Raw genomic sequence first — 23,749 nt, forward strand, 5'->3', positions numbered from 1 at the left:
CATTGATTTCGAAGCATCTGGTCATGACATCACATACCGTTTTTGGCGCCTGCCCACACGACTGTCCTGATACCTGTTCCTTTGTGACCACCGTGCAGGACGGGGTGGCAACAAAGGTCCAGGGCAATCCGGCCCACGCCCATACCAACGGCGGCCTGTGCACCAAGGTGTCCCGTTATACGGAACGGGTCTATCACCCGGAGCGCCTGTTGCATCCGTTGCGGCGTATCGGCCCCAAGGGTTCAGGCCGGTTCGAGAAAGTCGGCTGGGACGATGTAATCAGTGAGATAGCCGGCCGCCTCCAGGCCATCGTCGCCAGCAACGGCCCGCAGGCTGTGGTCCCTTATTCTTATGCCGGCACCATGGGCCTGGTTCAGGGGGAGTCCATGGCCAGTCGCTTCTTCAACCGGCTGGGTGCCTCCCTGCTGGACCGTACTATCTGCGCCACCGCCGGCGGCGATGGCCTGGTCTACACCCTGGGCGCCAAAGTCGGCATGCAGGTGCAGTTCTATGCCGAGTCCAGGGTCATCCTGCTTTGGGGCAGCAACTCCATCGCCAGTAACCTGCATTTCTGGCGTTATGCCCAGCAGGCCAAACGTAACGGTGCCAAACTGATCTGCATCGACCCGCGCCGGACTGAAACCGCCGACAAGTGTGACGAGCACATCGCCATCATGCCTGGCACCGACGGTGCCCTGGCGCTGGCGATCATGCACGAACTGATTACCCACGACTGGCTGGATCACGATTATATCAGCCGTTACACCGTGGGCTACGACAAGCTGGCGCGCCGGGCGCTGGAATGGCCACCGGAGCGTGCCGCGACAGTTTGCGGCATCAATCCCGAACAGGTTCGATCCCTGGCAAAGGACTACGGTGTCACTGCCAGACAGGGCGAACCCGTGGCTATCCGATTGAATTACGGCATGCAAAGAGTCCGCGGCGGCGGCAACGCGACGCGACTGGTGGCCTGCCTGCCAGCACTGACGGGTGCCTGGCGGCAGCGTGCCGGCGGCCTGTTGTTGTCCAGTTCCGGCACCTTCCCGGTCCGCAGTGCCGCGCTGGAAATGCCCGAACTACGCCGCGATCCCGCCCCCCGCACCATCAATATGAGCACCATCGGCGATGACCTGCTGCGTCCCGCCAGCCCGGAATTCGGCCCCGCGATCCAGGCGCTGATCGTGTATAACAGCAATCCCGTGGCCGTCGCGCCGCAGTCCGGCAGGGTGGTTGAAGGTTTCGCCCGCGACGACCTGTTTACCGTGGTGCTGGAGCAGTTCCAGACCGACACTGCCGACTACGCCGATTACGTGCTGCCCGCTACCACCCAACTGGAGCACTGGGATATCCATCGCGCCTACGGCCACACCGACGTTCTGTTGAACCGCCCGGCCATCGCGCCACTGGGCGACTGCAAACCCAACACCCAGATATTCCGGGAACTGGCCGCCGCCATGGGTTTTACGGAGCCGTGTTTCAGCGACAGCGACGAGCAGCTGGCCCGCACCGCCTACGGCGACCTGGTAAGTTTCGACACGCTGCTGAACAAGGGCTACACGGAGCTGCCGATTCCTGATGCACCCTTCGCCGCAGGTGGCTTTCCCACTCCGTCGGGTAAGTGTGAGTTCTTCAGTCAGCAACTGGAGGACGAAGGCGGGGAGGGGCTGCCGGATTACCTGCCCAATTACGAACGCCCGGGCAGCTCCGCCAGTTATCCCCTGGCGATGATCTCGCCACCGGCACGCAACTTCCTCAACTCCACCTTCGTCAACGTCATCAGTCTGCGGGATATCGAGCGGGAACCGCTGCTGGAGATGCACGCACAGGATGCCGCGGCGCGCGGACTGAACGATGGCGAACTGGTGCGGGTATTCAATGACCGTGGTGACTACCATTGCCGGTTGGAAATCTCGCCGCGTGCCCGCCCAGGTGTGGTCAATGGCCTGGGCATCTGGTGGCGCAAAATGAACGCCGACGGCCGCAACGTCAACGAGCTGACCAGTCAGCGCCTGACCGATCTGGGTCGTGCCCCGACTTTCTATGACTGCCTGGTGGAAGTGGAGAGCCTGAGGTCTGATTGAATGGGAGCCTAGTAGGGGACACTGATAGTTTAATAGCTTAAGAAATTTGCTCGTTGTATTCGCGTCGAATCGTCATCTTCGAGTCATTGGATTTAATGGCGAGGCTGGCTGCTCTGGTTACGAAACCAAGAGTCAATCTGACCCGCTTCCATGGGGTGTTCGCCCCTAACAGCAAACACCGGCTTATTCAGGTGTTCGACATCCTTACCTGCGAGCGATGGCCTGATTGCTGATGGAAAGCGGCTGATTTCTCAGAGGCTCTGACTGATTTTGCGTTAATTGGATCTCTCGGTGAGCCACCTGCTCACCAATCTGGACAGCAGCCTACTTTGGAGATACCTTGTGCCCTACGTTTAAGCCGTTGGTATCGCACAATCTGGTCGTGTCCTTGCTGAACAATCCGGATGAATCCCGCTAGGTGCTCACTGCACGATTGGCAGTGGTGTGTTTTGGGATCATTGCCTATGTACTTGCGCTCAATGCGGACAGTGTCTACAACCTGGACGTTGAAGCATCCGCCTTTGGCTCAGCCGGTATTCTTACCTGCTGCGCCATGGGGCTGGCAATAAAGCGCGGCGGTCCTTATTCTGCAGGATCTTACATGCTCGTAGGCATGGAGAGTTATGGGATATTGGCGTACCTGATAAATTACGAGTACGCGCATCTGATGTCACACGTAAGTGCCCTTGCAACCTACAGTGTCATAATGTGGATAGAAGCTCCCTTTAAAGACTCTTCCGAAGCGCTGCCTGTGAATTAGTTATCTGTCGGCATCATCGATCAATGCAGTCAATTCGACTAACTCTATAGCGTCAGGTATCCCGCGGATATTATGTTTTCCATACGAAGTTGTTTTGACGAAGTTTGCCGGCAGTGCATCCGCAAAATCCTGCGTGACCAGTAATTGCGTGCGCAATTTGCGATTAAGCCCCTCAAGCCGAGCGGAAATGTTTACCGTGTTGCCCAGTACCGTGTATTCACACCGACCTGCCGACCCAATTTCGCCAGCGATAACTTCACCATAGTTGATTGCAATGCCGACGCCCATGTCGTTGTCCGCCAATTCTTTCGTGGTTTTTCCAATTATCTGAAAAGCGGCACGAGTGGCTGCAATACGAGGATCCTCCACACTGTCGAACAAACCGAATATGGCCATGAAACCGTCGCCAAGGAATTTGTTCAGTACGCCGTGCTCGGCGTTGATCGCTTCGTCCGCCCGGTCAAAAAACTGATTTACATGAGTTGCTACTTCAGCTGCTGAGTGCGAATTGGAAAACTTGGTAAAATTTCTTATGTCTCCGAACATTACTGCCACTTCCCGCTTATCTGTAGCGAGTAACTGTTGGCTCTCGTCGCGCAAGGCGTCCGCAATCTGACTGGACACATAACGCCCCAGGCTCTGATGCAACCGCATCTCCTGTCTGGCGGTCGCAATAAAATTGTATAACTCATTCCGCAAACTGCGCGCGGAATAGCTGCCGGCAGCACCCAGCCCCAGCAATACCACAACCTTCATTATCGTTACTTCCCAGTCCAGGCTGGGTACTTGTGCCAATAGCTCGGGGGACATGTCACTGGCTGGTCGTCCAACCAGGATGTAAATAGCGATAAATTGCGCCGCCGCCATGGCGCCAGCGAACAAGCCCATGTACGGGCGCAATCGAAAGGCTGTAACGATAATCACAAGCCCGTAGGCTATTGGCGGCATGGAGCTCAAGGCATATTGTGCCCCGTATGCACGCGTGTCGAGATAGATGGCACCGGACACCACCGTGAGTTGCAGAATCGTATTAACATAAGCGACAAAGGGGTGATAGCGACCGGATTGTATATAAAAGAAAATCGCCATAAACGAGGGAACTGTAATGACAACCAGCCATGTTATATCGCGCCGCAGATTCTGTTGAATTTCCGTGTCTATCAGCAGGAAAATGTAGGTGATGGCAATGACAGTCACCCACAGGATGCAGGCGAACCTTTCTGCGCGGGCTTCGCGCAGAAACATTTCTATTTGAAATCGTTCTTCAATGGTTGGCAGTGGCGGAATTATCAAGCTTTCGGTCGTTGACACCCTGACTCCCTAAAAATTGAACGACACCCCAAATGAATGTAAACGCAAGGATTGGCGAGTTCCATTGTACTCACCCGCCTTGAGGCCGCTGTTGGTCACGCGCACATCTGAGCTGTCACTTAGTCGGTATGCAATATCGACACTGATATCCGCGAATTCAACGTTCACACCAACACTCAGTGCCTTCTCAAGAATAGCGGCGGTCATCGGTGTGATAGTGGTACGCGGAACCAGACGGTTACCTTGCTCAAAGCCCAGGCGTATGGTTTTGTTGCGGTCTAGTGCGTAGGCACCGCCCACATGGATCACGTGCTGATCATGCCAACTCAGCGGGGCAGTGTCGAGAATAAAGTCTTCACCCAAAAAAGCATTCAGGTCCTGGTTGGTGCCGTTGGTCAATGTAATAGGCAAGTCGATGAAAGAGTCTTCCCAGTTGATCCAGTCATGCTGCAACCCCAATTGCAGACGATCTGTCGCCTGCCAGGTAAATCCGGCAAGTATGCTCGCCGGTAATGCCGTTCTGACATTGGCATCGTAGCTAAAATCTTCCTGTATTCCCAATTTCAATTGGCCCAGGTTACCACTGACATCGCCATCGGCGGAAAACCGTGTTTCAAAGGAGTACGCCAGATTGAAATGCAACGACGACGTGATTGCATAGTCCAGTCCCAATGTGGAGTTCCATGCGGTGTCGTCCGCATCCAGATCGACCAGAACCTTGAATCCCTGCAATACCTGATGGGTCTGGAATATGTACGGTGCTTGCAACTGATTGCGATTGTAGGCAATGCCCACGGCCGCACCGACAGACAGGGCATCATTTACCGCATAGGCCACACTCCCCCTGATCGATGCAACTGCATATTCGGAACGGTGAGTTTGCCGACCATAGCTCACACCCAATGTCCCGCTCGGGTCGACAAAGCTGAATTCGGCGCGCATGGCAGACTGAATCAGTAACCCGGCACCCCAGGACCAACGCGAGTCCGGTAGGGTGCGCGACAATGCAAATTCAGGCAGTATTCCCGGCCCACGATCTGCCCTGGCAGATTCATTGAAACGACTTCGAAAACGGGAATCCACAAAAATCGAAGTCAAACTGGCCTGGTTCTGATCTCTGGTTTTTGTCAACAGCGCGGGATTTGCCGACACCGCAGCCAATGGACTTGGGGCAAGACCTACAATACCTGCAGCGCCCATGGCATCGGCACTACCTCCAGCTCGCCATAAATCTGTTGCATTCACTATATTGCTAATGCCGAACAGAAGACCACATAGCAGCACGCGCATAAATCGATTACCCCCGTATTTGACTGTGAAATAGCCTCGAATGGTAACAATTGCACACAATTACTCGCAGTTAAGAACTTCGTAGCTGTGAATATGTTCACAGTTAGGCGGAATTTGCCCAGAAATCACGAGCATTGCTGAGCGCTTCAGCAAATTCCGTTACACACTGCTTTGTCATGTCCCGCAATTTTTCGGTAATGGCTTTATTTGAATCGGCAAGGTTTCCGAACAAGGGGCGTGAATAACAAGTCCGTGGCGGGGACGTGCGAGGCAGGACGAGCCCGAGCCCCCAGAGATGGGTTTACGGCGTTCCCTGTGATGGACTTGTTGTTTACGACCCAACCTGCTCTGCATCAGATTCAAACAAAGCCATTTCCGGTTATTCGAGTCAGGATAAATCAATGCCTGATCCACATATAGTCGTTATTGTCAGTCAGTGTCATTCAAATTGCTTCAATATGTTTCTGTGAGCAGCGTGACTCAAATCAGGGACAGTAAGGACGCACCGGCAATATACACCGACACACAGATGAGATCGTATTCCGTCCAAAGAATGGTTGCTAGGGCAGGTGCAAATACCCCGCCTAGAATTGCTCCCACCTGACAGCCCAGTGATGCACCGGAGTAACGCACTTCGGTACTGAACAATTCAGTGAAGAAGGCCGCCTGTGGCCCATACATCATACCCAGGAACATGAGACCACCACTGATCGCGACCACAATAAACCAGAAGTTGCCTCTGTCTATCAACGGGAACAAGGCGAAAGCCTAGAGCCTAGAGCCTAGAGCCCAGAGCCCAGAGCCCGGTCAATATAGCACTAAGCATGAATACGCCGCGTCTCCCTTTGCGGTCGGAGTACGCGGCGGCGAAGAACTGGGTAGGAATCTGAAGCCCTGAGGCAATCAATACGGCGAGCAGCATGGTGTCTCTCGACAAGGCAGCGCCGTTTGGATCGCCGCCGTAGGCAAGGACAGAACCATCTGGTGGCGTAAAATGAACGCCGACAGCCGCAACGTCAACGAACTGACCAGTCAGCGCCTGGCCGATCTGGGTCGTGCACCGACTTTCTATGACTGTTTGGTGGAAGTGGCGAGTCTGAAGTCTGATTGAAAGGGCTCCAGGGCAGGCAATTTACTATCAATGTAGCGACATCCGCCTTCAAGCCAGGCTTCCTCTCCAAAAGCGTCCTAATTCCCACCTGAGTTAAGCAATCCTCCTAACGCTGGACTAGCTGACTACGCAAGATGTCGCCATCGTCGCAGTAAGTTGCGCGATGCCTGGCTCAGGTATCTGACTGCTCAAGCTTGCGTGATTCTGACTGCAACCTCTCGACCCGGACTGATGATAAGTCTTTCGACATCACCATTAGTCGTACCTCGCAATTGTCAGTGGATAGCAGCGTCGTCATGGATCGCACTTATACTGATTACCCTTGGTATTGCGCCCAGGGTGAAGACGGATTTTTCTTGGTCACGCAGCAAAGACGCAACGCCACTGCCGCGTCATAGAGCGGCATTATGTCGTTACAGCCAAGAGGCTGACCTGCGACCAGACCGGTTTTGCAAATGCCACTGAATATACTCAACAGAACATCAATCGGAGCGAATCATTTGCCTGAGAGAGCGACCGCAGGCAGCACTTTTGCTTTTTATTGAGTCCCAAAAAGGATGGGCCCCCTCCTGACTCGGATTCAACCCAAATCTGCGCAGACGGCGGTTTACTTTATGCAATAGCAATGTTTGATCTACGTCTTGGGTTACCAGGGAAATCGTGTAAGACAAAGAAAAAGTTTCTGGGCCGGTCTTAACCCAATGGGGTGACATGGGAGGGTGGTAAATAAAGTCACCCACCTTTAGTTCCAATACCGCAGCCCTCCCCTCAAACTCTGGCTTGTAAGTCTGTAACATGGATATTTTATCAGAAGCCAGGGCCTCTCTGGCTTCGCTGGGGAACGTTTCAAAGTCCATCGGCGGAAAACTATGCATTACTTTATTGCCAATGACCTGCAATAAAAAATTGTGCTCAGGATCCGCATGAAACGGGGCAACCGCACCTGGCGTTGATACAAATAGCCCTACACTACTGCTCAATAATAGATCGGGATCAAACTCAGGGACACTTTCTGCCACTCTTGCTATAAAGTCTCGCTTAAAATCAGCGTAGACGCCCAAGTGCTCATCTAGCTGTATCGCTTGTAAGTGAATAGTGCCTTCCCCACTCTCAAGCCTTTCGACCAGGTCTGGAACCTCGGCCAGAGATAGTCGCTGGATATCTGAGTTTGAGGGGTCTGGCGAGGTCACCCGAACGAAAACCTGACTGCCCGGCATCTGTCGAAGTAATTGATCAATCAGTTTTAAATCTGTAGGCAATTGGGAAAGATCAATCCAGGTCCGATCGAAGGATACTGGACTTCTCCCCCAACCCTCGGCCAGGTTATTTATTGAATCGGACATATTCATGACTCCTATTAAGGAACTTTTGTTCTTTACACCATACACTGAGCGAGTTTTCAGCTATCGCAAGTGTTGTGAAACTTTTACCAAAAGATGGCAAAGTTTACCGCCCACGGATAACCAAAACAATTCCATGTTAACAATCAAAACCGGCCTGGACACCTTCATTGTTTTGAATCCTCTGATCGATTAGGCCAACACGCTTGCCTTGCAAAAAACCTAGAAGCACTCAATATTGCATTTACTCCGATCCACTCACAATCTGGGAAGAGTGCTATGCCTTGGCCCGTACTTCCAATTGCTGGTGGTTGTGGGAGCGCTCTTCAGTTTACCACGACGACTGCCTTTCTTCTGTATAAAGCCTGTTGTCCTCGGTGCACACTCAGCAATGACCGCTTTCTTATCGACATAGGTCGAGTCTCCATAAACCTGTGTTTCTTCACCAAGCAACAACTCTAAAAGCATTGCTGAAACATAGGCATTGGCGTTCGTGGCCGCTGCTGATTGAACCCTCTTGCTGCGGCTGTCCACGACAATATGGGTCTTCATCCCAGAATACTTCCGGCCTTCCTTGCGAGTCCGGTGCATCTCCGGGTCGCGCGCTTCCTTTTCTCAGTCGAAGCAGGCCCATGGATGATACTGACGATTACAATCGCCCTCCAGCTAGCGATTATCCCGTCCTTTTCGGGGCAATCGATTCGGGGCAATCGATCATCTAGCGGAAAAAAGGGTCGCTCAGACTACGCCGCCCCAACAGATGTTCCTCCCGAGCCTCCGGATGGGGCTCAACAAATTCAATTACAGCTTTCATGAATTTTTATGAGACCGCAAAGAAACTCTGGAAATATTTTTTATTCATTGAGAACAAAAAAGTGATCGCAACCAGAGTGCTGGTTGCCTACAATGTGCAGGGTAACGGCGCATTGTAGGCAACCAGCACTCGTCTGCTGCGTGATCTTTAACGCCACCCCTAGCAATAAGGCAAAGACGGATCTTGAAGGGAAATCTAGTGAACGGAGGACACCAAACGATAGCGCGAGTAAGGCGCTTCGTCACCGCGTTTTCGCCCTGGAGTGCCAGCACCGAACCGGTTGCCTTAGAGTCACCACTTGGAGAATTATATGTGTGGTATTGCCGGTGTCATCTCCGGCCTTTCGTATCGATCAGGCAAGAATTCGACTGAGCATCAGAAGATTATTGAGTGCGTCGAGCGGCTTAGTGCAGCATTGCAGCATCGCGGACCAGACGGAGACGGACTATGGAGTTCTGAATCCGGAGAAGTGGTGTTTGCTCATCGGCGCCTTGCGATCCTCGACTTAAGTGAGGCCGGTGCTCAACCGATGATAGATTCAGAATCCGGTTGTGCAATTACGTTCAACGGCGAGATCTACAATTTCAGGGAACTCCGATGCGAGCTGGAATCACTGGGGGAGATTTTCAAGTCGACGTCGGACACTGAAGTTGTGCTCAAAGCCTACAAGTGTTGGGGCGTTGATTTCGTGTCGAGGCTACGCGGGATATTTGCGATAGCTGTCTGGGATCCGCGATCACGCTCAGTGCATCTTGTACGTGACCATCTCGGAGTCAAACCCCTATACTGGACTATCGTGCGAGATACGCAGTTGGGAAGTGAGTCTCTACTCTTCACTTCGGAATTATGTCCACTGCTCGAAAGCGGCGTCGTTGAGCGCCGGCTCGATCCTGCCGGCGTTGCGTCATACTTGTCTCAAGGGTTCGTAGTGGGGCCCCGTACAATTATCGAAGGAGTGAATCTGTTGGCTGCAGCGAATATGCTGACAATTACGTCAGGGGCGAAAGCTGGTGATGCGAACAACCTTGCATTCCGCTGCTACTGGACTCCACCATCGCATGCAATCCGAGACACCAGCGTAACTGAGTTACGGGAGGTCCTTGCTGACACTGTTCGAATGCAGCTCGTATCTGACGCACCAGTGGGAGTGTTCCTTTCCGGAGGAATCGACTCCGGTGCGGTCGCGGCGTTGGCCAGCGAGGGTTCGCGCGATCCGATCCACACCTTCACGATCGGGTTTGAAGAGGCTGAGCTCGACGAGTCTTACTTTGCGGCGCAGGTGGCTGCGGCGATAGGGACCCACCACACGAATATTATGGTGTCTGAGGAAGACTTTCTGCGACAGCTTCCTGTGGCTCTAAGCTCTATCGACCAGCCTACGCTCGACGGAATTAACACCTTCTTCGTGAGCAATGCGGCTCGGGGTGCAGGAATGACAGTAGCCCTCTCAGGAACGGGCGGCGATGAGCTGTTCGGTGGTTATCCGAGTTTTAAGGAGCTGCCGAGGTTGCTCCGTGCTACTTCGTGGTGGCCCAATGGAGCATTGAAACAGTTCATCAAGGGGACAACAGGCATTGCGAGCAGCTTCTTGTGGAATAATTTGCACCAGAGTCCACCCCAGACTCGGTGGGGCAAGATTGTCGACGTTGTCTGCGCGACCAATGACCTGCTGGGTCTTTACCAGGTTTCTTACTCGCTTTTTACGCGAGAGACGCAGGAGCGGATGGCATCGGACCAGGTTCGGGTGGCACAGAGCAGCCAGGATTTCGGCCTTCCTCCCGATGTGGGGCGCGCATGGCGCGCCCGGATAGAAGGTTCTGAGCATCGTCAGGCTGTCTCGCTGCTAGAGATGTCCAGCTTCATCGGTGAACGCCTGCTGCGCGACACCGACGCAGCAAGCATGGCCGTTGCATTGGAAGTCCGTGTGCCTCTGCTCGATCACGTACTCTGGGAGACTCTTGCGGGCATTGACCCGGAACGACGTTTCTCCCCAACGGGGAAAAAACAGCTGCTCAGGGATCTTGCGCTTTGTCGTCTCGATCCATCGCTTTTTGACAGGCCAAAGTCCGGATTCGTACTACCCATCAATAGCTGGGCCAGACACCGTTTAAAGCCGGAGATGGATCTACTGCTAACGGACGCGGACCTGGTCAGCAGTGTAGGGCTGTGCCCCGAGGTTGTGCAGACTCTGTGGGCATCCTATTTAAAGGGTAAGCCCGGCTTGCACTGGTCTCGAGTCTGGGCAATCTACGTTCTGTTGGCTTGGTGTCGCCGCTACAGTGTGGTACTCGCGACCTGATCCCGGCGCAAATGCCCCAGGTACAATGCTGGTGTCGTCAGGCTGGTCTGCTCGAAGCCTCGTCACGAAAGTGACTATCTGACGCGGTTGCAAGAGCCTGCTTGGATTTCATGGCGAGGCTGGCTGCTCTGGCTACGAAACCAAGAGCCAATCTGACCCGCTTCCATGGGGTGTTCGCCCCTAACAGCAAACACCGGGTAAGGGTCTCGCCGGCAGGGCGGGGCAAGGGCAGTAAGAAAAAGCAGGCAGACACCGACCAGGATGAAAGAACGCCGGCCGAGCGCCACGCCGCCATAACCTAGGCCGAGCGGCTGAAGCAGGTGTTCAACATCGACATCGAAACCTGCGAGTGATGGCCTGATTGCTGATGGAAAGCGGCTAATTTCTCAGAGACTCTGACTGATTTTGCGCTAATTGGGTCTCTCGGTGAGCCACCTGCTCACCAAGCTGGACAGCAGCTTACTTTGGAGATACCTTTTGCTCTACTTATAAGCCTTCCCGCCAGGCCGGTGTCTGCTCGGCCATCATCATGATCACGTAACTGGAATCAGTAAGATCGAAACGCGGATAACTCAGGATGGGAGCGCCAGAGTACTGGCCCCACCAGGGATGAGGTCCCTTGCCATCCTCGTTCCAGTCAATGTCACCACGGGTTAAGTTGATGCCCCACGGCGCTCAATATTTTCGCTGTATCCCAAGTAGCCTGGAGTCGTCGCCTTCTGCCAGATGAAGCGCATCCAGCCTTTGGTACGTTCGTTGTGTTTGGGATAGAAGCTGGGAGCTGAGCCGTGGCTGGCAATGCCTGATGAGGGAGAGCCTGCGCAAGCCCCCAGGCTTGCCGCTCCACCGCCGACAGCTGCGGTTCTGAGAAACTCGCGTCTTGAATTAAATGTAGATACCGGCACGGAAAATCCCCAGGCAGGCCATTGATTGGGTTGGCATATGCCTAAATGTTTGCCCAAATGCACATGGGGATTGGCGCGGCGCTTTTGCGGTAGCTATTAAAGGCGATCGAAATAGGTAAGCGCATTGACTTGAGACGAGATAGCTTTTACTTTCTCAACTACAGTAACATCAAACGGATATGAGTGTTGGTCGTTGGCCAAGGCGGTCTCGTGACAGGCGCCGTAAAGAGCATTCAGATTGATAATAAGCAAAGTAGATTCTAATTTCCTGGAAACAGGCCTATGAATATAAAGAAAAGCTCATTAGTTTTGATCGCCATTCTTGTCTTGGTTACTTTCGTCTACAATAGAGCGCAAACAAATACATTAGCTCCCTATCAGGTACTACATGCTTTGTCTCCAGTAACGTTTTTTCCAGAGAGTTTAGACACTAGTCCTGTATCGACAGACAGTACCAGAGTCGCGGATACGCTCACCTATCTCGGCAACCTGATTCGGGAACCGAGATTCCTTTCCGGTATCAATATCGGGAACGCAACTTTCAAGCTAGAGGAAACGTACCGGAACAGCGTAGTCGATCTGGAAAAAGCTACCGGGGAAGTACCTGCTATATTGTCAGTAGACTACCTCTGGGAACAACCGCAGGGTACATTGTCGGCAGTAAACCAACTATTTATTGCACATGCAAAACAAGGTGGTCTGGTGACTGTCAATATGCATCCGGGTAATCCGTTCATAGGTGGTTTGTATGAGCGAGGGACAGGCTCATACAAATTCGACGATTTGTTTGTCGATGGAACAGAACCGAATAAGGTGTGGAAATCAGTGCTCACCTATATCGGGGATGGTCTCAAAGAACTGGAAGACAATGATGTCGTTGTTCTGTTTCGACCACTTCATGAAATGAATGGAAATTGGTTCTGGTGGTCGTTTGGAGAACAAGGACCCATCAGTCGGGAACAATACACAAAGTTGTGGACTTCTGTGTATGACTATTTAATCGGCGAAAGAGAGTTGAGCAATCTGCTTTGGGTCTATAGCCCGAACAGTGCTCACAATCCGAACGACACACGAGCTGTTTTAGAGCTTTATCCTGGAGACGAGTTTGTTGACGTTGTTGCCCTTGATTTCTATGAAGACACACTTTCCGATCTCAATCGAAACAAATCGATCGAGTCACTTCTTTCTCTGGGAAAACCGTTTGGCTTCGCAGAGTTCGGGCCGCGAAGTCGAAAACGACAGGATAGTCTTGTCATAAACAAGGAACTTCTGATCAAGGTACCCCAGACGAGTTTTCTTATTCACTGGCATACCAATGTCAACGAATGGTTTCCTTCACCGCGTTCGATTATTGATAATCGGAATGCAAAGGAGTACATGAGAAGTGAGAGTGCGATAACAAGAAAAGAAGTTGAGAATTAACGAGCCAAAAGCCAGATCTGGGCCGGCATCCTCTGCGCGACTCCCGCAGGAGTTTTCAGTCCTATGCAGGCCAACCAGGGAACCTTTAATGGTAGACAGGTTCAAGACTTCTGATGGTGCGAATCGCCCTATACAAATACAAAACCAGATCGGCAGGCCCGGGCAAGCAAGAGGGTCAGCAACAGGCAGGGAATAATCACCCAGTGCGGTATACCCTGTCGCCGGGAGTCATGCACCTACCAACTGCCCACAAGCAAGTCATAAGGGCGCCTATGAATATCGTTTTTTACACATCTGAAGCGGATTGGCATTGTACCCGGCGAGTTGTTGCGGGCAAGCCGCTAAAGTGTCGAAAAATTTTACAATGGTTCGCCCCAAAGATTTTTGAGCTGCTGCGCAGAGCTAATTTTTAGCAAAAAAAATATTAATATTCAGTAGGATACTAATATTCTTTCCGAATATTGCAATATTGGCTTAATAATTGCAATATTTCAAAGAAGAGGCCGCATCGCGCGGTTCGATGACTATAAAAAGACTTGGAGACGCTGGCGATGTACAAAACTTTAGCGGCATTCAGCTTCACACTGATAGCTTCACTGGCAGCTTTGCCTGCGAGTGCTTCTTTGATCGGGCAGCCGATCGGCATTGGCCTTGCAGTACTAGAAGTGGAAGGCGGGACGCTTCAGTATCTCGGGCCACCCCCGAATCCACTGGCCGTGACCGTTGAAGAAGGCGTTACTGAAGCCCCCGGCTTCGTTGACGGGTTCGTCGATGTCGAAGTAGAGGACAATGTTCTTGGTGCTCTATTCCCCGGTGGTGTAGTCGCCGGTGGCCTGGTGACCTCACTTGACGCTGCGCTTGGGTTTAATAACCCGGCGTTCATCGGCTTACTGTTCCTGGAGCTGTCCTGGAGTGATGGCCCGTCTGAGATTGTTGGTGTGGATATGAGAGACACGAACATAGCAGGTTTTGGAAGTGGCAACATTTTGTTTGACCAAAACAATGTCGCATTCAACCTCGCGGGTATTGATTTGGCCCCTGGCAGCTTTATCATAGCTGACCTCATCGTTGAGCGTGTTGGGGCGTCTGTTCCGGCCCCTGGCGCGCTTGCGCTGATGAGCGTGGGTCTGCTCCTCCTGGGTGGTCTGGGTCGCAAGCGAAGAGGATAGAGACACAGGCTGACGGAGTTTTCAAAGTCCTTCGCGAGAGATAAAGAGCCATCAGAAAGGGGGCTTTTTTTTGCCCGCCTCTCTGCAGGTTCCCTGAGTTTGGTTTATTTATATCGCCGTTTTAGACCCATGGGTTTAACTTCGATTACCCTTACCACCCGGCGATAGTTTGGCCAGTGAAAAAAAAGCAGCTTAGCCAAGAGTCGGGTCGGGAGTTCAGCTATCAAGTTTTTGGGCCTCAGTAGGTATTGTCATCTTTGAGAATGGCAAACACAGTGTGGATGAGAATGCTGAGGTCAAGACTTATAGACCATGTCTGGATGTATCGCAAATCGTAGGCTATGCGTTGTTCCATTTTATCGAGCGTGTCGGTTTCACCGCGATACCCGTTGACTTGCGCCAGTTCTGTCATACCCGGCTTCACCTTGTGTCTCACCATGTAGCTTTGCACCTGTGACCGGAACTCTTCGTTTTGCATCGCCGCGTGCGCGCGTGGTCCAACCAGCGACATAGAGTCGGATAATACGTTAAAGAACTGCGGAAGCTCATCCAGAGACGTCTTGCGAATGAAGCAACCAACGCGAGTTATTCGTGGGTCTTCGCGCCTTGCCTGCTGAAACCCCTCATCGATGGACACATGCATGCTTCTAAACTTGAAGACCATTGATAATGGCTCTGTTGAGGCCGTAGCGTTTCTGTCGATACAGCACAGGGCCTGGGATTTCTAGCTTGCTCGCAATAGCGATGGCAAGCCAGGGCACTGCGCAGGCGAGCAATAGAGGCACTGCCAGCAGCACGTCTTCGGCCCGCTTAACCCACCCGTCAACACCGTAAAATGGACTGTCATGCACGCTAACTGGAGGTATGTCGCCCAACTGAATTTGCTTGCCGCTGAGCATCTTATAAGCCTCAAAGTCCTGGGCGATATACACAGAGACCGTCGTGTCCGAGAGGTCTGCAAGAAGCTCGACATCCCGTGGCCGTCGCGCCACAGCCCCGCAGGGTGGTTGAAGGTTTCGCCCGCGACGACCTGTTTACCGTGGTGCTGGAGCAGTTCCAGACCGACACCGCCGACTACGCCGATTACGTGCTGCCCGCCACCACCCAGCTGGAGCACTGGGATATTCATCACGCCTACGGCCACACCGACGTTCTGTTGAACCGCCCGGCCATCGCGCCACTGGGCGACTGCAAACCCAACACCCAGATATTCTGGGAACTGGCCGCCACCATGGGTTTTACGGAGCCGTGTTTCAGCGACAGCGACGAGCAGCTGGCCCGCACCGCCTACGGCGACCTGGTAAGTTTCGACACGCTGCTGAACAAGGGCTACACGGAGCTGCCGATTCCTGATGCACCCTTCGCCGCAGGTGGCTTTCCCACTCCGTCGGGTAAGTGTGAGTTCTTCAGTCAGCAACTGGAGGACGAAGGCGGGGAGGGGCTGCCGGATTACCTGCCCAATTACGAACGCCCGGGCAGCTCCGCCAGTTATCCCCTGGCGATGATCTCGCCACCGGCACGCAACTTCCTCAACTCCACCTTCGTCAACGTCATCAGTCTGCGGGATATCGAGCGGGAACCGCTGCTGGAGATGCACGCACAGGATGCCGCGGCGCGCGGACTGAACGATGGCGAACTGGTGCGGGTATTCAATGATCGTGGCGACTACAACTGCCGGTTGGAAATCTCGCCGCGTGCCCGCCCAGGTGTGGTCAATGGCCTGGGCATCTGGTGGCGTAAAATGAACGCTGACGGCCGCAACGTCAACGAACTGACCAGTCAGCGCCTGACCGATCTGGGTCGTGCCCCGACTTTCTATGACTGCCTGGTGGAAGTGGAGAGCCTGGGAGCCTAGGGGACACTGATAGTTTAGTAGCTTAAGAAATTTGCTCGTTGCATTCGCGTCGAATCGTTGAGGCAATTTCAGTCAATCCCAAGGGCTGGTCGTTAAACTATTAAACTATTAGTGTCCCCTATTGCTATAAGGAAGCTACTTTCTTTGTGTGGATCTACCGGCGCCCTACAGTCGATTATGATCCTGGCGTTGTCGGGCGGATTGTTGGTGATCCTCATGTGGATTTCAGAGCAGGCACGGCGTCGAGCGGGGCTCTCTTGAGTAACAGATGACCCAGGGGCGGTGGTTTTTACAGTCGCCTTTTCAATTAGAGGCGCTGGGTTTTTATGACGACCCCGTAATTGAGCGGCCGCCAGAGCCTGACCGATGTGCTTTCCCTCTTTCGATTGTGCCAGTTTCAGAAGAGGAATTTTCTTATTGCTGTTGACAGTGACTACATTTGTAGCCATTATTGACTACAAATGTAGTTTAAGGCTTTGGCAAATGAAACGATTACGCTGCTTGTTGCGTCAAATAGTTTGATTGGTCAGAGGGGGCTCAAACCAGTGTCCTTAAGTATTGATGCTTCAGCAGGCCCTGTCTGAGGTTTGATAGAGATCGCTTCCATGCAGAGTTTAATCAGTTATTTGGCCAGCGACGGCAGTTATTTTATGCTCACCCTGATGCTGCAGAGTACTTTGCTGGCTTCGCTGGTTTTACTTGCTGCGTCCGTGCTGAAGCACCATGCCGCAGCGCGCTATGCCATTTTATTTCCGGCGATGATAGCGATGCTGGCGCTCCCCCTTGGCGCCACACTTTTCCAGCGTTCAGGTGCGAGTCTGGTGCTGGTACCGTTACCAGGTGAAGTTAGGGAAACAGACCGGTCAAATTTCAGCAGCCTGGTCTCTGCGCGAGCGCTGACAGGTAGTTTTGATACCGCCGCAGATACCAGCGGTCCTCTTAGCGCATCCGCCCCAGGAGTGGGGTTCGAGCCACCACGCCGACCAGACCGTTTCAACATCAACAGGTTGCTGCTGCGTCTGTGGTTGGGCGTAGCAGCCATCGCGATGCTGAAACTGCTGTTGAATCTGTTTCGGCTGCAGCGGATCACGACTGTTGGCAGATCGATTACACCCGACGAGGCTGAGCTTGTCGCCGATAGCATGCGCCCGTATAGAGGTGATTGGGAACCTGAAAAGGCGGGCTTGATACTCCGGGTCAGCCCGGCGGTCGACAGCCCGATGCTAGGCGGTCTGCTGCGGCCGGTACTGTTGCTGCCCGAGCCTTTCCTGCAAAGCCTCGAGCAGTCACACCTGGGCGCCGTGCTGCTGCATGAGCTGGCGCACCTGGAACGTGGCGATGTGTTGTTCAATATTCTGCAAAAAGCGATTCTCGCGCTGTACTGGTTTCACCCCCTGATCCATCTCATGGATCGGCAACTCGATAGGGCTCGTGAAGAAATCTGTGACAACCATGTATTGAATCATCAGCAAGCCGTGGACTATGGCGAGGCGTTACTCAAGCTCGGCCTGGTCATAAAGAGCAAATCAGATAAACAGGGGATAATGGCTGGATTCAAGCAGGCAGAATCGGATCTGGCAATGGGTATGTTTGATCCGGAGTGGAAACTTGAGCAACGGATTAAAGATTTATTAAGTCATAAACGGGAGAAATCAATGCAAATAAGTAATCTAACCAAGCAAGTAATTCGCGCTGGTATCATCAGCTGTTCTATCGGTCTGGCCTGCTTGCAGGTAAGTGCCGCTCAACTGCCGGAAAACTCCACCGAACCGTCTGGTACTCTGCAGTCAGAACCCTCACTCGACAGGACCCAGGGTTCCGGCGCCAGTGGTCGAGCACCAGTATTTGAATCGCAACAACTTAAAGAGGAAATCCGTAGATCCCTCCAGCAGGCAATTAAAGAAGTCGATCGGGAACTGGATTCAAACCGGGTCCAGGCGGAAATCGACACGGCTATGGTTGCTCTGCGTGCGCAGTTAGCCGAACTACGCGCCAGGGGTACAGGTGACGGCATTCTGGACACTGATCAGTTTAGCGCAATACACAAGGCAGCTCTCGAATCGGCGCTTCGAAATCTCGAGGAGATGGATATAGAAAAAATGACAAGCGATATCCGGAGCAACCTGTATCAGAGTCTTGAAAGGCTTAACGATTCGGACTTTGGTTTCGACAGTAACCTGGAGCCGGATAGCGATGACATCGACAGTGCAGGTATCAGCATCGATGGGCCGGCATAAGAGGTATGGATAATATACCTAAAAGGAAGAGACGCCCGTTATCCCGCGCCCAGCGTGAGCTGATGGAGTTGATATGGGATAAGGGCGAAGCAGGTGTTGCAGAGATTACCACAGCACTGAACAGGCAGCGCCCGGTCGCGCGCAATACCGTTAGAACCTTGCTGGAACGCATGGAGGAAAAAGGTTGGCTTACTCACCGCAAGGAGGGGCGCAGCCACGTTTACTCCGCTACTGTTCCCCGTGATGAAAGTTTGGGGCAGCGGGTAAAGGATATTGTTGAGAAAGCCTGCGGCGGCAGTCCGGAAAAACTGATGATGGCCTTGATGCGGTATCGCGGGCTTTCTGATGAGGAAAGTGACCGGATTCGCAAGATGTTGGATGAAGCAAAAAGCGGTGGAGACTGACGTGGTTTTCCTCAAGAATAAAGAAAGCAACTCCGGTTGAATCCCTCAGGATGGGGCGGATTTGCATGACGGCCACGTGTTAACAACCACTTTTATAGAATTATACTTACGCCATTCGAGAAGGCCGAAATGAAAAATATTACTATTTCGCTTGCGGCACTTATTGTTATTTGTTTCCAACTGGATGTGAAAGCCCAAGTAGCTGGAAAGATAGAGCTCACAGAAGATGATCAACTTTTAGGATTAGGAACGCGACATATTCTGGAATCTGAAATTTTGCAAGAAAGCCGCCCAATCATTGTATCGCTACCCAGATCGTACGAAAATAATTCTGACAATTACCCCGTTCTATATGTTCTGGATGGACTTCAGAACATCAAGCATCAAGTTGGTACCGTAGAGCTTCTAACAGAATCCGGGATCGTTCCACCAATGATCATTGTTGCTGTTGAAAGCCTGCATAGGTTAAGAGATTTGACACCTTCCAATGCCGGGCAAAATGTTTATGGCGGAACCGGTAAAGCACGGATACCGCAAAGCGGTGGTGCTCCTGCATTTCTTGAATTTTTAGAAGAAGAACTGATACCTTACGTAGAGTCAAATTATCGTGTGCATCCCTATCGCATTCTGGAGGGCCATTCTCTTGGAGGGTTATTCGCTGTCTATTCCCTGATGGAGAAACCCGGTGTTTTCGATGCCTTTATAGTTCAGTCACCTGCTCTATGGTGGAACAACGAAGAAATGACGAAAAAGGCAGGCGAGTTTTTCAAGTCTCATCCTAATGTAGATAAGTCACTCTATTTAGGAATTGGCGGGGGGGATGGCTGGGGAATGCGGCAGGAATTAATACGTTTTGTCGATGTAATAGACCAGAACAATCCTAAAAGTCTTCGCTGGACGCATGAAGAAGTTGGTAATGAAGGCCATATGGATGCTCGATTATTGCTGAATTATTATGGGCTGAAATTCATTTTTTCCGATTTGAAAATTTCTGCAGATCTTCTGGATGGTTATAGCGAAGGAATATTTTTAGAGAGTGAACAGGGTTTAATAGAAAAATATGGTGAGAATGCAAGAAGGCCAGCGGAAGATTACCTGGCTCTGTACACAAAAATATTGGATGAGGGTGACAACCCAGGTGCGATTACGGTGCTTGAAAGAGCTGCAGACGTATATCCAGAATATCCAGTAATATTGACTAACCTTGCCCGCTTATATGAAAAGGCAGATCGGATCGACGAAGCAATTCAGGCTTATGAGGCAGGGGTTGAGGTATCATCAAAGATGAAATTGGGACTGGAAGAGGGTTATAAAAATGAGATTGATAGACTGGAGAATCATCAGAAGCTTCCCCTCGTTCCACTGTCCACCTCACCACAGCAAGACCTGTAAATGTTTCTTTTCTGGTCACGTCAGGGATTGGTCGATTCATTGAAGCAGGCGTTATCTCAATGGTCAAGGAACCTCTGATTAACTCCCGCAGAGCATTGCGGTAGTTAATCAGAGGTTCCTTAATGTTTACAAAGTCATCAGGGCCGATCACTCGCATGATCTTGTATTGCGAAACCTGTTTGAGTTCTATCTTCATGATATGGCGCAATGGTTTAAGGTCGATCAACTCCCGGAGGGGAACTACGCTCATTCAACCGAGCCCTATTGGGTAGAAGCCCATGACGTGTATCTGCTCTACGCTGGTGAAATACCGGTCGAGTTAGCTTTGGTAGGCCCGAGTGACGAATGGCTGCCTGACACTATCGGAACCTAGGGGACACTGACAGTTTAATAGCTTAAGAAATTTTCTCGCTGTATTCGCCTCGAATCGTTGAGCCAATTTCAGTCAATCCCAAGGGTTGGTCGTTAAACTATTAAAGTATCAGTGTCCCCTATTTCCCTTGGGATTTAAGGCTTGATAATGCCTATATCTCCCTGAATTTCAATCGTAGTACCCAGGGGAGCGGACAGCTCTTGCAGCCGGGTGAGAATTCGTTGAGCAACGACGGGAGGGGCAGTCCTGGGTATTCCCCGCCAGGCCAGCTTCTCTTCTTCATATCGGGTTTCAATTGGATGCAGGCGGACCTCTTTTAAAGTGCCGTGTTCAAACTCGCTGATGGCAATAATACTTTCGTATTTGACCGGAAATGGGGCACCCGGAGGTCCGACATCACGCTGGGGATCACCGCGGCCGGACAAGCCGATGACATCCATTTGTTTGAAGAATTCCCCCAACCCATAGAAGATCGGGCGATCATTGTAAATCTCGATTCCGCGTAAAGCGTGCACACCAGTACCCTGAAAAAGGTCGGCCCCGTTATCGATGACAGTGTGGGCAAACTCTGGCAGGTAGTCAGCAATACTGGAGTTGGTGTCGAGATGCTCAGCCTCCTGTATTCCCTCTCCGCGATAGCCACCCTTGGCATCCAGAAAGTGATGGGCATGAATGGCAACGGTAATAAAGTCCGAGCGAATCTTTCCTTCCCGTACCGATGCCACGATGTCACCCAGGTCACGCTGATTCATTTCGAAATGGTAGTAAGGTTTAGTCGTGCCGGCCGGAGCTTTACGGAATTGCTGGCGCAGAAATTCGACCTGATCTGCCGTATTGATACCCCTGGCATAGTGAAACGTCCCGTTGGGGAAGGCGTCCCGCATGGCCCTGACCGAACTCCAGAGATCCTCCGGGACCATAAAATAACGGTTCACACGAAGTGGGCTGAGGCCACCGATACCGGGCCATTCGCCATTAGCCTCTTCGGCCCTTGGCTCGTGATCGGATGTCGCAACCATTCCGACCCGTCCACGGGCGCTAGTATAAAAGCGAGCAGCCCGGGCTGCCCAGTAGGTATCGCCGTAACCGGCATATTGTATACCTGCTGCGTCCAGGTGCCGGGATGTTTCGGCCAGCCCTTCGCGGCCAAAATCATTGGCGTGGTTGTTAGCCCGGGCCACTATATCAAAACCCATTTCCTTTACCCAACGAGCTGCGTCAGGCTCCGCGCCGAATCCGCCGCCGCGAGATCCACGGAAAGTTCGCCCATCAATGATATTGGTTTCCAGATTGCCAGTGGTCACGTCAGCGCTGCGTGTGAGTTCTACGACTTCCCGAAAGCCAGGATCTGCCATCATATGATCCATTGGATAAGCGATTATCAGATCTCCGACTACTGCTATAGTAAATCCGTCATCGACACTTGTAGCCAATTGTTGGGTTTCAACCGTCTGAGATACGCTGATACCTGATATTGTTAACATCAGGCACGCAATCATTGGATAAAATCCTTTCTTAACACCGTGGCTGACCATATCACTCTCCATTAATTACCGTTTACGTTTTTCAGGTGGCAGTTGTTGTAACAGCAACGGCAGCCAGGGTCAATTGAACGTGTTGACAAAAAAAGAAGAAAATAGACTTTATTGCGAGACTGGCGGCTCTGCGGCCTAATCACAGGGGCAACCAGGCAGGACTTCATTGTGTCTTTGCGCCTGACAGCAAACACCGAGAAATGATAACTTCAGCAGGGCGAGGCAATTATGCCACGTAGTGAGTTTTCGCACGGTCTGGGCCGATAGCTGACAGCTAGGGCGTGTTAGCACTAATTAATGCGTCAGTGATAAGCGCGAAAGAACATAGGGGACACTAGCATAGGGGGACATTGATAGTTTAATAGCTTAAGAAATTTGCTCACTGTATTCGCCTCGAATCGCTCGAGCTACAGGGGGCACTGATTACTTAATAACTAAACGAGTAAATATTCTCTTTTATCTTTTGATATATGGGCATAGATACCAGGTCGAAGCAGAGCTTTGTCAAGGAAAAATATGACTAAGGTCTTTGCCAAGTTATCAGTGTCCCAACTTAACGGAATCAGCACCGGCAAAGGAAGAACAAGGTCAGACCGCGTTTTCCTGATAAAGTTATACGTAAACGCATAAAACCGTGGTCTGTCCCTGCTTACCCCTGCATGCCATCTACTGTGAGGTCGAATTGCTTGAGGGAAAGGAGGTCGCCTCTTCGAGCGCTCGTGAGCATCTTTAGTCGGAGCCATAGTGGTTGGTAACATCGACATCCAGGCCGATATGGATTATGTTCGTTTGCATTGACGCCTCCATCACGCAATTTTGAAATGGTTGGGCACAATGCCACCCAGAGGTATCCATCTTCGATGGTAGTCCTCAGACCTCTAGAAGGTGGGGCGTAGCTATCATCTATGAGTCGAGGAGTAATCATGACATCCATTCTTTGGTTACGAAAAACGCTTTGTATGGGCTGGTTGTGCTTACTGGCTTTCTCCGGTGTGGCATTGGCCGCTGACGCGCCTTTTAGTCAGACCATTGCCATTCCCGGCGTGTTGGAAAACCAGGAAATGCGCATCTCCGAAGTGAATCTGGCTCCAGGGCAGGCGTCCATGCCGCACCGCCACAATGCCCATACGTTCGTCTATGTGCTCGAGGGCGAGGTTGAGATGCAGGTCCGCGGTGGGCCGCTGCTGCGGCTGGGACCAGGTGAAACCTTTTATGAGTCACCCGATGACATTCACCAGGTGAGCCGTAATGTGAGTTCAACTTTACCGGCGAAAATACTGGTGCACATGCTCAGGATTCCGGACACTCCCACAAGCGTTCTGGTAGACTGACCAGCCGCTTCAGTCGGCCAGTGGCGCGGGGTGTAACTCAAAGCGATACCGCCTGCTCACCAAACTGGACAGCAGCGTATTTTGGAGATACCTTTTGTTTTACCTGTAAGTCGATAACCC

General features: G+C 52.1%; 17 protein-coding genes and 2 pseudogenes. 11 read left to right on the plus strand and 8 right to left on the minus strand.

Annotated elements, in window-relative coordinates:
- Positions 1 to 23 precede the first annotated feature (23 nt).
- Positions 24 to 2,081, plus strand: a complete 2,058-nt coding sequence (locus R3F50_12765) for a molybdopterin oxidoreductase family protein (GenBank protein MEZ5491175.1) — start codon at positions 24 to 26, stop codon at positions 2,079 to 2,081.
- 418 nt (positions 2,082 to 2,499) lie between these two features.
- Positions 2,500 to 2,841: a hypothetical protein gene (locus R3F50_12770; protein ID MEZ5491176.1), complete on the plus strand. Its 342-nt coding sequence runs from the start codon at positions 2,500 to 2,502 to the stop codon at positions 2,839 to 2,841.
- On the opposite strand, the gene R3F50_12775 is transcribed toward R3F50_12770, so the two are convergent.
- The 5 genes from R3F50_12775 to R3F50_12795 all read right to left on the minus strand — a co-directional run bounded on the left by R3F50_12775 (position 2,842) and on the right by R3F50_12795 (position 8,484).
- Positions 2,842 to 4,152 (minus strand): adenylate/guanylate cyclase domain-containing protein, encoded by a 1,311-nt coding sequence (locus R3F50_12775; protein ID MEZ5491177.1) that lies wholly within the window; start codon positions 4,150 to 4,152, stop codon positions 2,842 to 2,844.
- A gap of 9 nt (positions 4,153 to 4,161) precedes the next feature.
- Complete coding sequence (locus R3F50_12780; protein ID MEZ5491178.1) at positions 4,162 to 5,442, minus strand: outer membrane protein transport protein; 1,281 nt, start codon at positions 5,440 to 5,442, stop codon at positions 4,162 to 4,164.
- Positions 5,443 to 5,922: 480 nt separating this feature from the next.
- A complete protein-coding gene (locus R3F50_12785) occupies positions 5,923 to 6,201 on the minus strand; it encodes a hypothetical protein (protein ID MEZ5491179.1) in 279 nt (92 codons plus the stop codon).
- A gap of 834 nt (positions 6,202 to 7,035) precedes the next feature.
- Positions 7,036 to 7,896 carry a cupin-like domain-containing protein gene (locus R3F50_12790; protein MEZ5491180.1) on the minus strand — a complete coding sequence of 287 codons (861 nt, stop codon included), beginning with the start codon at positions 7,894 to 7,896 and terminating at the stop codon, positions 7,036 to 7,038.
- Positions 7,897 to 8,151: 255 nt separating this feature from the next.
- Positions 8,152 to 8,484 (minus strand): transposase, encoded by a 333-nt coding sequence (locus R3F50_12795; GenBank protein ID MEZ5491181.1) that lies wholly within the window; start codon positions 8,482 to 8,484, stop codon positions 8,152 to 8,154.
- Positions 8,485 to 9,017: 533 nt separating this feature from the next.
- Between R3F50_12795 and asnB the strand changes: the two genes are divergently transcribed.
- The 4 genes and pseudogenes from asnB (at position 9,018) to R3F50_12815 (ending at position 14,502) form a co-directional block, all read left to right on the plus strand.
- Positions 9,018 to 11,006: an asparagine synthase (glutamine-hydrolyzing) gene (gene asnB, locus R3F50_12800; protein MEZ5491182.1), complete on the plus strand. Its 1,989-nt coding sequence runs from the start codon at positions 9,018 to 9,020 to the stop codon at positions 11,004 to 11,006.
- 101 nt (positions 11,007 to 11,107) lie between these two features.
- Positions 11,108 to 11,305 (plus strand): annotated as a pseudogene (locus tag R3F50_12805) (transposase).
- Between the two features lie 888 nt (positions 11,306 to 12,193).
- On the plus strand, positions 12,194 to 13,333 hold the full coding sequence (locus R3F50_12810) for a glycosyl hydrolase (protein ID MEZ5491183.1): 1,140 nt from the start codon (positions 12,194 to 12,196) through the stop codon (positions 13,331 to 13,333).
- 551 nt (positions 13,334 to 13,884) lie between these two features.
- Positions 13,885 to 14,502 (plus strand): hypothetical protein, encoded by a 618-nt coding sequence (locus R3F50_12815; protein MEZ5491184.1) that lies wholly within the window; start codon positions 13,885 to 13,887, stop codon positions 14,500 to 14,502.
- Between the two features lie 238 nt (positions 14,503 to 14,740).
- On the opposite strand, the gene R3F50_12820 is transcribed toward R3F50_12815, so the two are convergent.
- Both R3F50_12820 and R3F50_12825 read right to left on the minus strand, forming a co-directional pair.
- Positions 14,741 to 15,166, minus strand: coding sequence for a sugar transferase (locus tag R3F50_12820; GenBank protein MEZ5491185.1), 426 nt, complete (start codon positions 15,164 to 15,166; stop codon positions 14,741 to 14,743).
- Positions 15,150 to 15,434: a sugar transferase gene (locus R3F50_12825; GenBank protein MEZ5491186.1), complete on the minus strand. Its 285-nt coding sequence runs from the start codon at positions 15,432 to 15,434 to the stop codon at positions 15,150 to 15,152. The genes R3F50_12820 and R3F50_12825 overlap by 17 nt, the downstream gene beginning before the upstream one ends.
- A 38-nt stretch (positions 15,435 to 15,472) precedes the next feature.
- Between R3F50_12825 and R3F50_12830 the strand changes: the two are divergent.
- The 4 genes and pseudogenes from R3F50_12830 (at position 15,473) to R3F50_12845 (ending at position 20,390) form a co-directional block, all read left to right on the plus strand.
- Positions 15,473 to 16,357: pseudogene (locus R3F50_12830) on the plus strand (molybdopterin-dependent oxidoreductase).
- Positions 16,358 to 16,962: 605 nt separating this feature from the next.
- Complete coding sequence (locus R3F50_12835; protein MEZ5491187.1) at positions 16,963 to 18,594, plus strand: M56 family metallopeptidase; 1,632 nt, start codon at positions 16,963 to 16,965, stop codon at positions 18,592 to 18,594.
- 5 nt (positions 18,595 to 18,599) lie between these two features.
- A complete protein-coding gene (locus R3F50_12840; GenBank protein MEZ5491188.1) occupies positions 18,600 to 18,998 on the plus strand; it encodes a BlaI/MecI/CopY family transcriptional regulator in 399 nt (132 codons plus the stop codon).
- Between the two features lie 129 nt (positions 18,999 to 19,127).
- Positions 19,128 to 20,390 (plus strand): alpha/beta hydrolase-fold protein, encoded by a 1,263-nt coding sequence (locus R3F50_12845; GenBank protein MEZ5491189.1) that lies wholly within the window; start codon positions 19,128 to 19,130, stop codon positions 20,388 to 20,390.
- A 507-nt stretch (positions 20,391 to 20,897) separates the two neighbouring features.
- Here the strand turns inward: R3F50_12845 and R3F50_12850 are convergent.
- A complete protein-coding gene (locus tag R3F50_12850; protein ID MEZ5491190.1) occupies positions 20,898 to 22,247 on the minus strand; it encodes a CapA family protein in 1,350 nt (449 codons plus the stop codon).
- Positions 22,248 to 23,221: 974 nt separating this feature from the next.
- Between R3F50_12850 and R3F50_12855 the strand changes: the two genes are divergently transcribed.
- Positions 23,222 to 23,629, plus strand: a complete 408-nt coding sequence (locus tag R3F50_12855) for a cupin domain-containing protein (GenBank protein MEZ5491191.1) — start codon at positions 23,222 to 23,224, stop codon at positions 23,627 to 23,629.
- The last annotated feature ends 120 nt before the right edge of the window (positions 23,630 to 23,749 follow it).

The organism is Gammaproteobacteria bacterium, assembly GCA_041395725.1.
Lineage (GTDB): Bacteria > Pseudomonadota > Gammaproteobacteria > Pseudomonadales > Pseudohongiellaceae > NORP240.

Coding starts and splice junctions, on each gene's coding strand:
- R3F50_12765 (MEZ5491175.1), top strand. CDS start 24: ATGACATCACATACCGTTTTTGGCGCCTGCCCACACGACTGTCCTGAT.
- R3F50_12780 (MEZ5491178.1), bottom strand. CDS start 5,442: ATGCGCGTGCTGCTATGTGGTCTTCTGTTCGGCATTAGCAATATAGTG.
- R3F50_12790 (MEZ5491180.1), bottom strand. CDS start 7,896: ATGTCCGATTCAATAAATAACCTGGCCGAGGGTTGGGGGAGAAGTCCA.
- R3F50_12795 (MEZ5491181.1), bottom strand. CDS start 8,484: ATGCACCGGACTCGCAAGGAAGGCCGGAAGTATTCTGGGATGAAGACC.
- asnB (MEZ5491182.1), top strand. CDS start 9,018: ATGTGTGGTATTGCCGGTGTCATCTCCGGCCTTTCGTATCGATCAGGC.
- R3F50_12810 (MEZ5491183.1), top strand. CDS start 12,194: ATGAATATAAAGAAAAGCTCATTAGTTTTGATCGCCATTCTTGTCTTG.
- R3F50_12815 (MEZ5491184.1), top strand. CDS start 13,885: ATGTACAAAACTTTAGCGGCATTCAGCTTCACACTGATAGCTTCACTG.
- R3F50_12820 (MEZ5491185.1), bottom strand. CDS start 15,166: ATGGTCTTCAAGTTTAGAAGCATGCATGTGTCCATCGATGAGGGGTTT.
- R3F50_12835 (MEZ5491187.1), top strand. CDS start 16,963: ATGCAGAGTTTAATCAGTTATTTGGCCAGCGACGGCAGTTATTTTATG.
- R3F50_12840 (MEZ5491188.1), top strand. CDS start 18,600: ATGGATAATATACCTAAAAGGAAGAGACGCCCGTTATCCCGCGCCCAG.
- R3F50_12845 (MEZ5491189.1), top strand. CDS start 19,128: ATGAAAAATATTACTATTTCGCTTGCGGCACTTATTGTTATTTGTTTC.
- R3F50_12850 (MEZ5491190.1), bottom strand. CDS start 22,247: ATGTTAACAATATCAGGTATCAGCGTATCTCAGACGGTTGAAACCCAA.
- R3F50_12855 (MEZ5491191.1), top strand. CDS start 23,222: ATGACATCCATTCTTTGGTTACGAAAAACGCTTTGTATGGGCTGGTTG.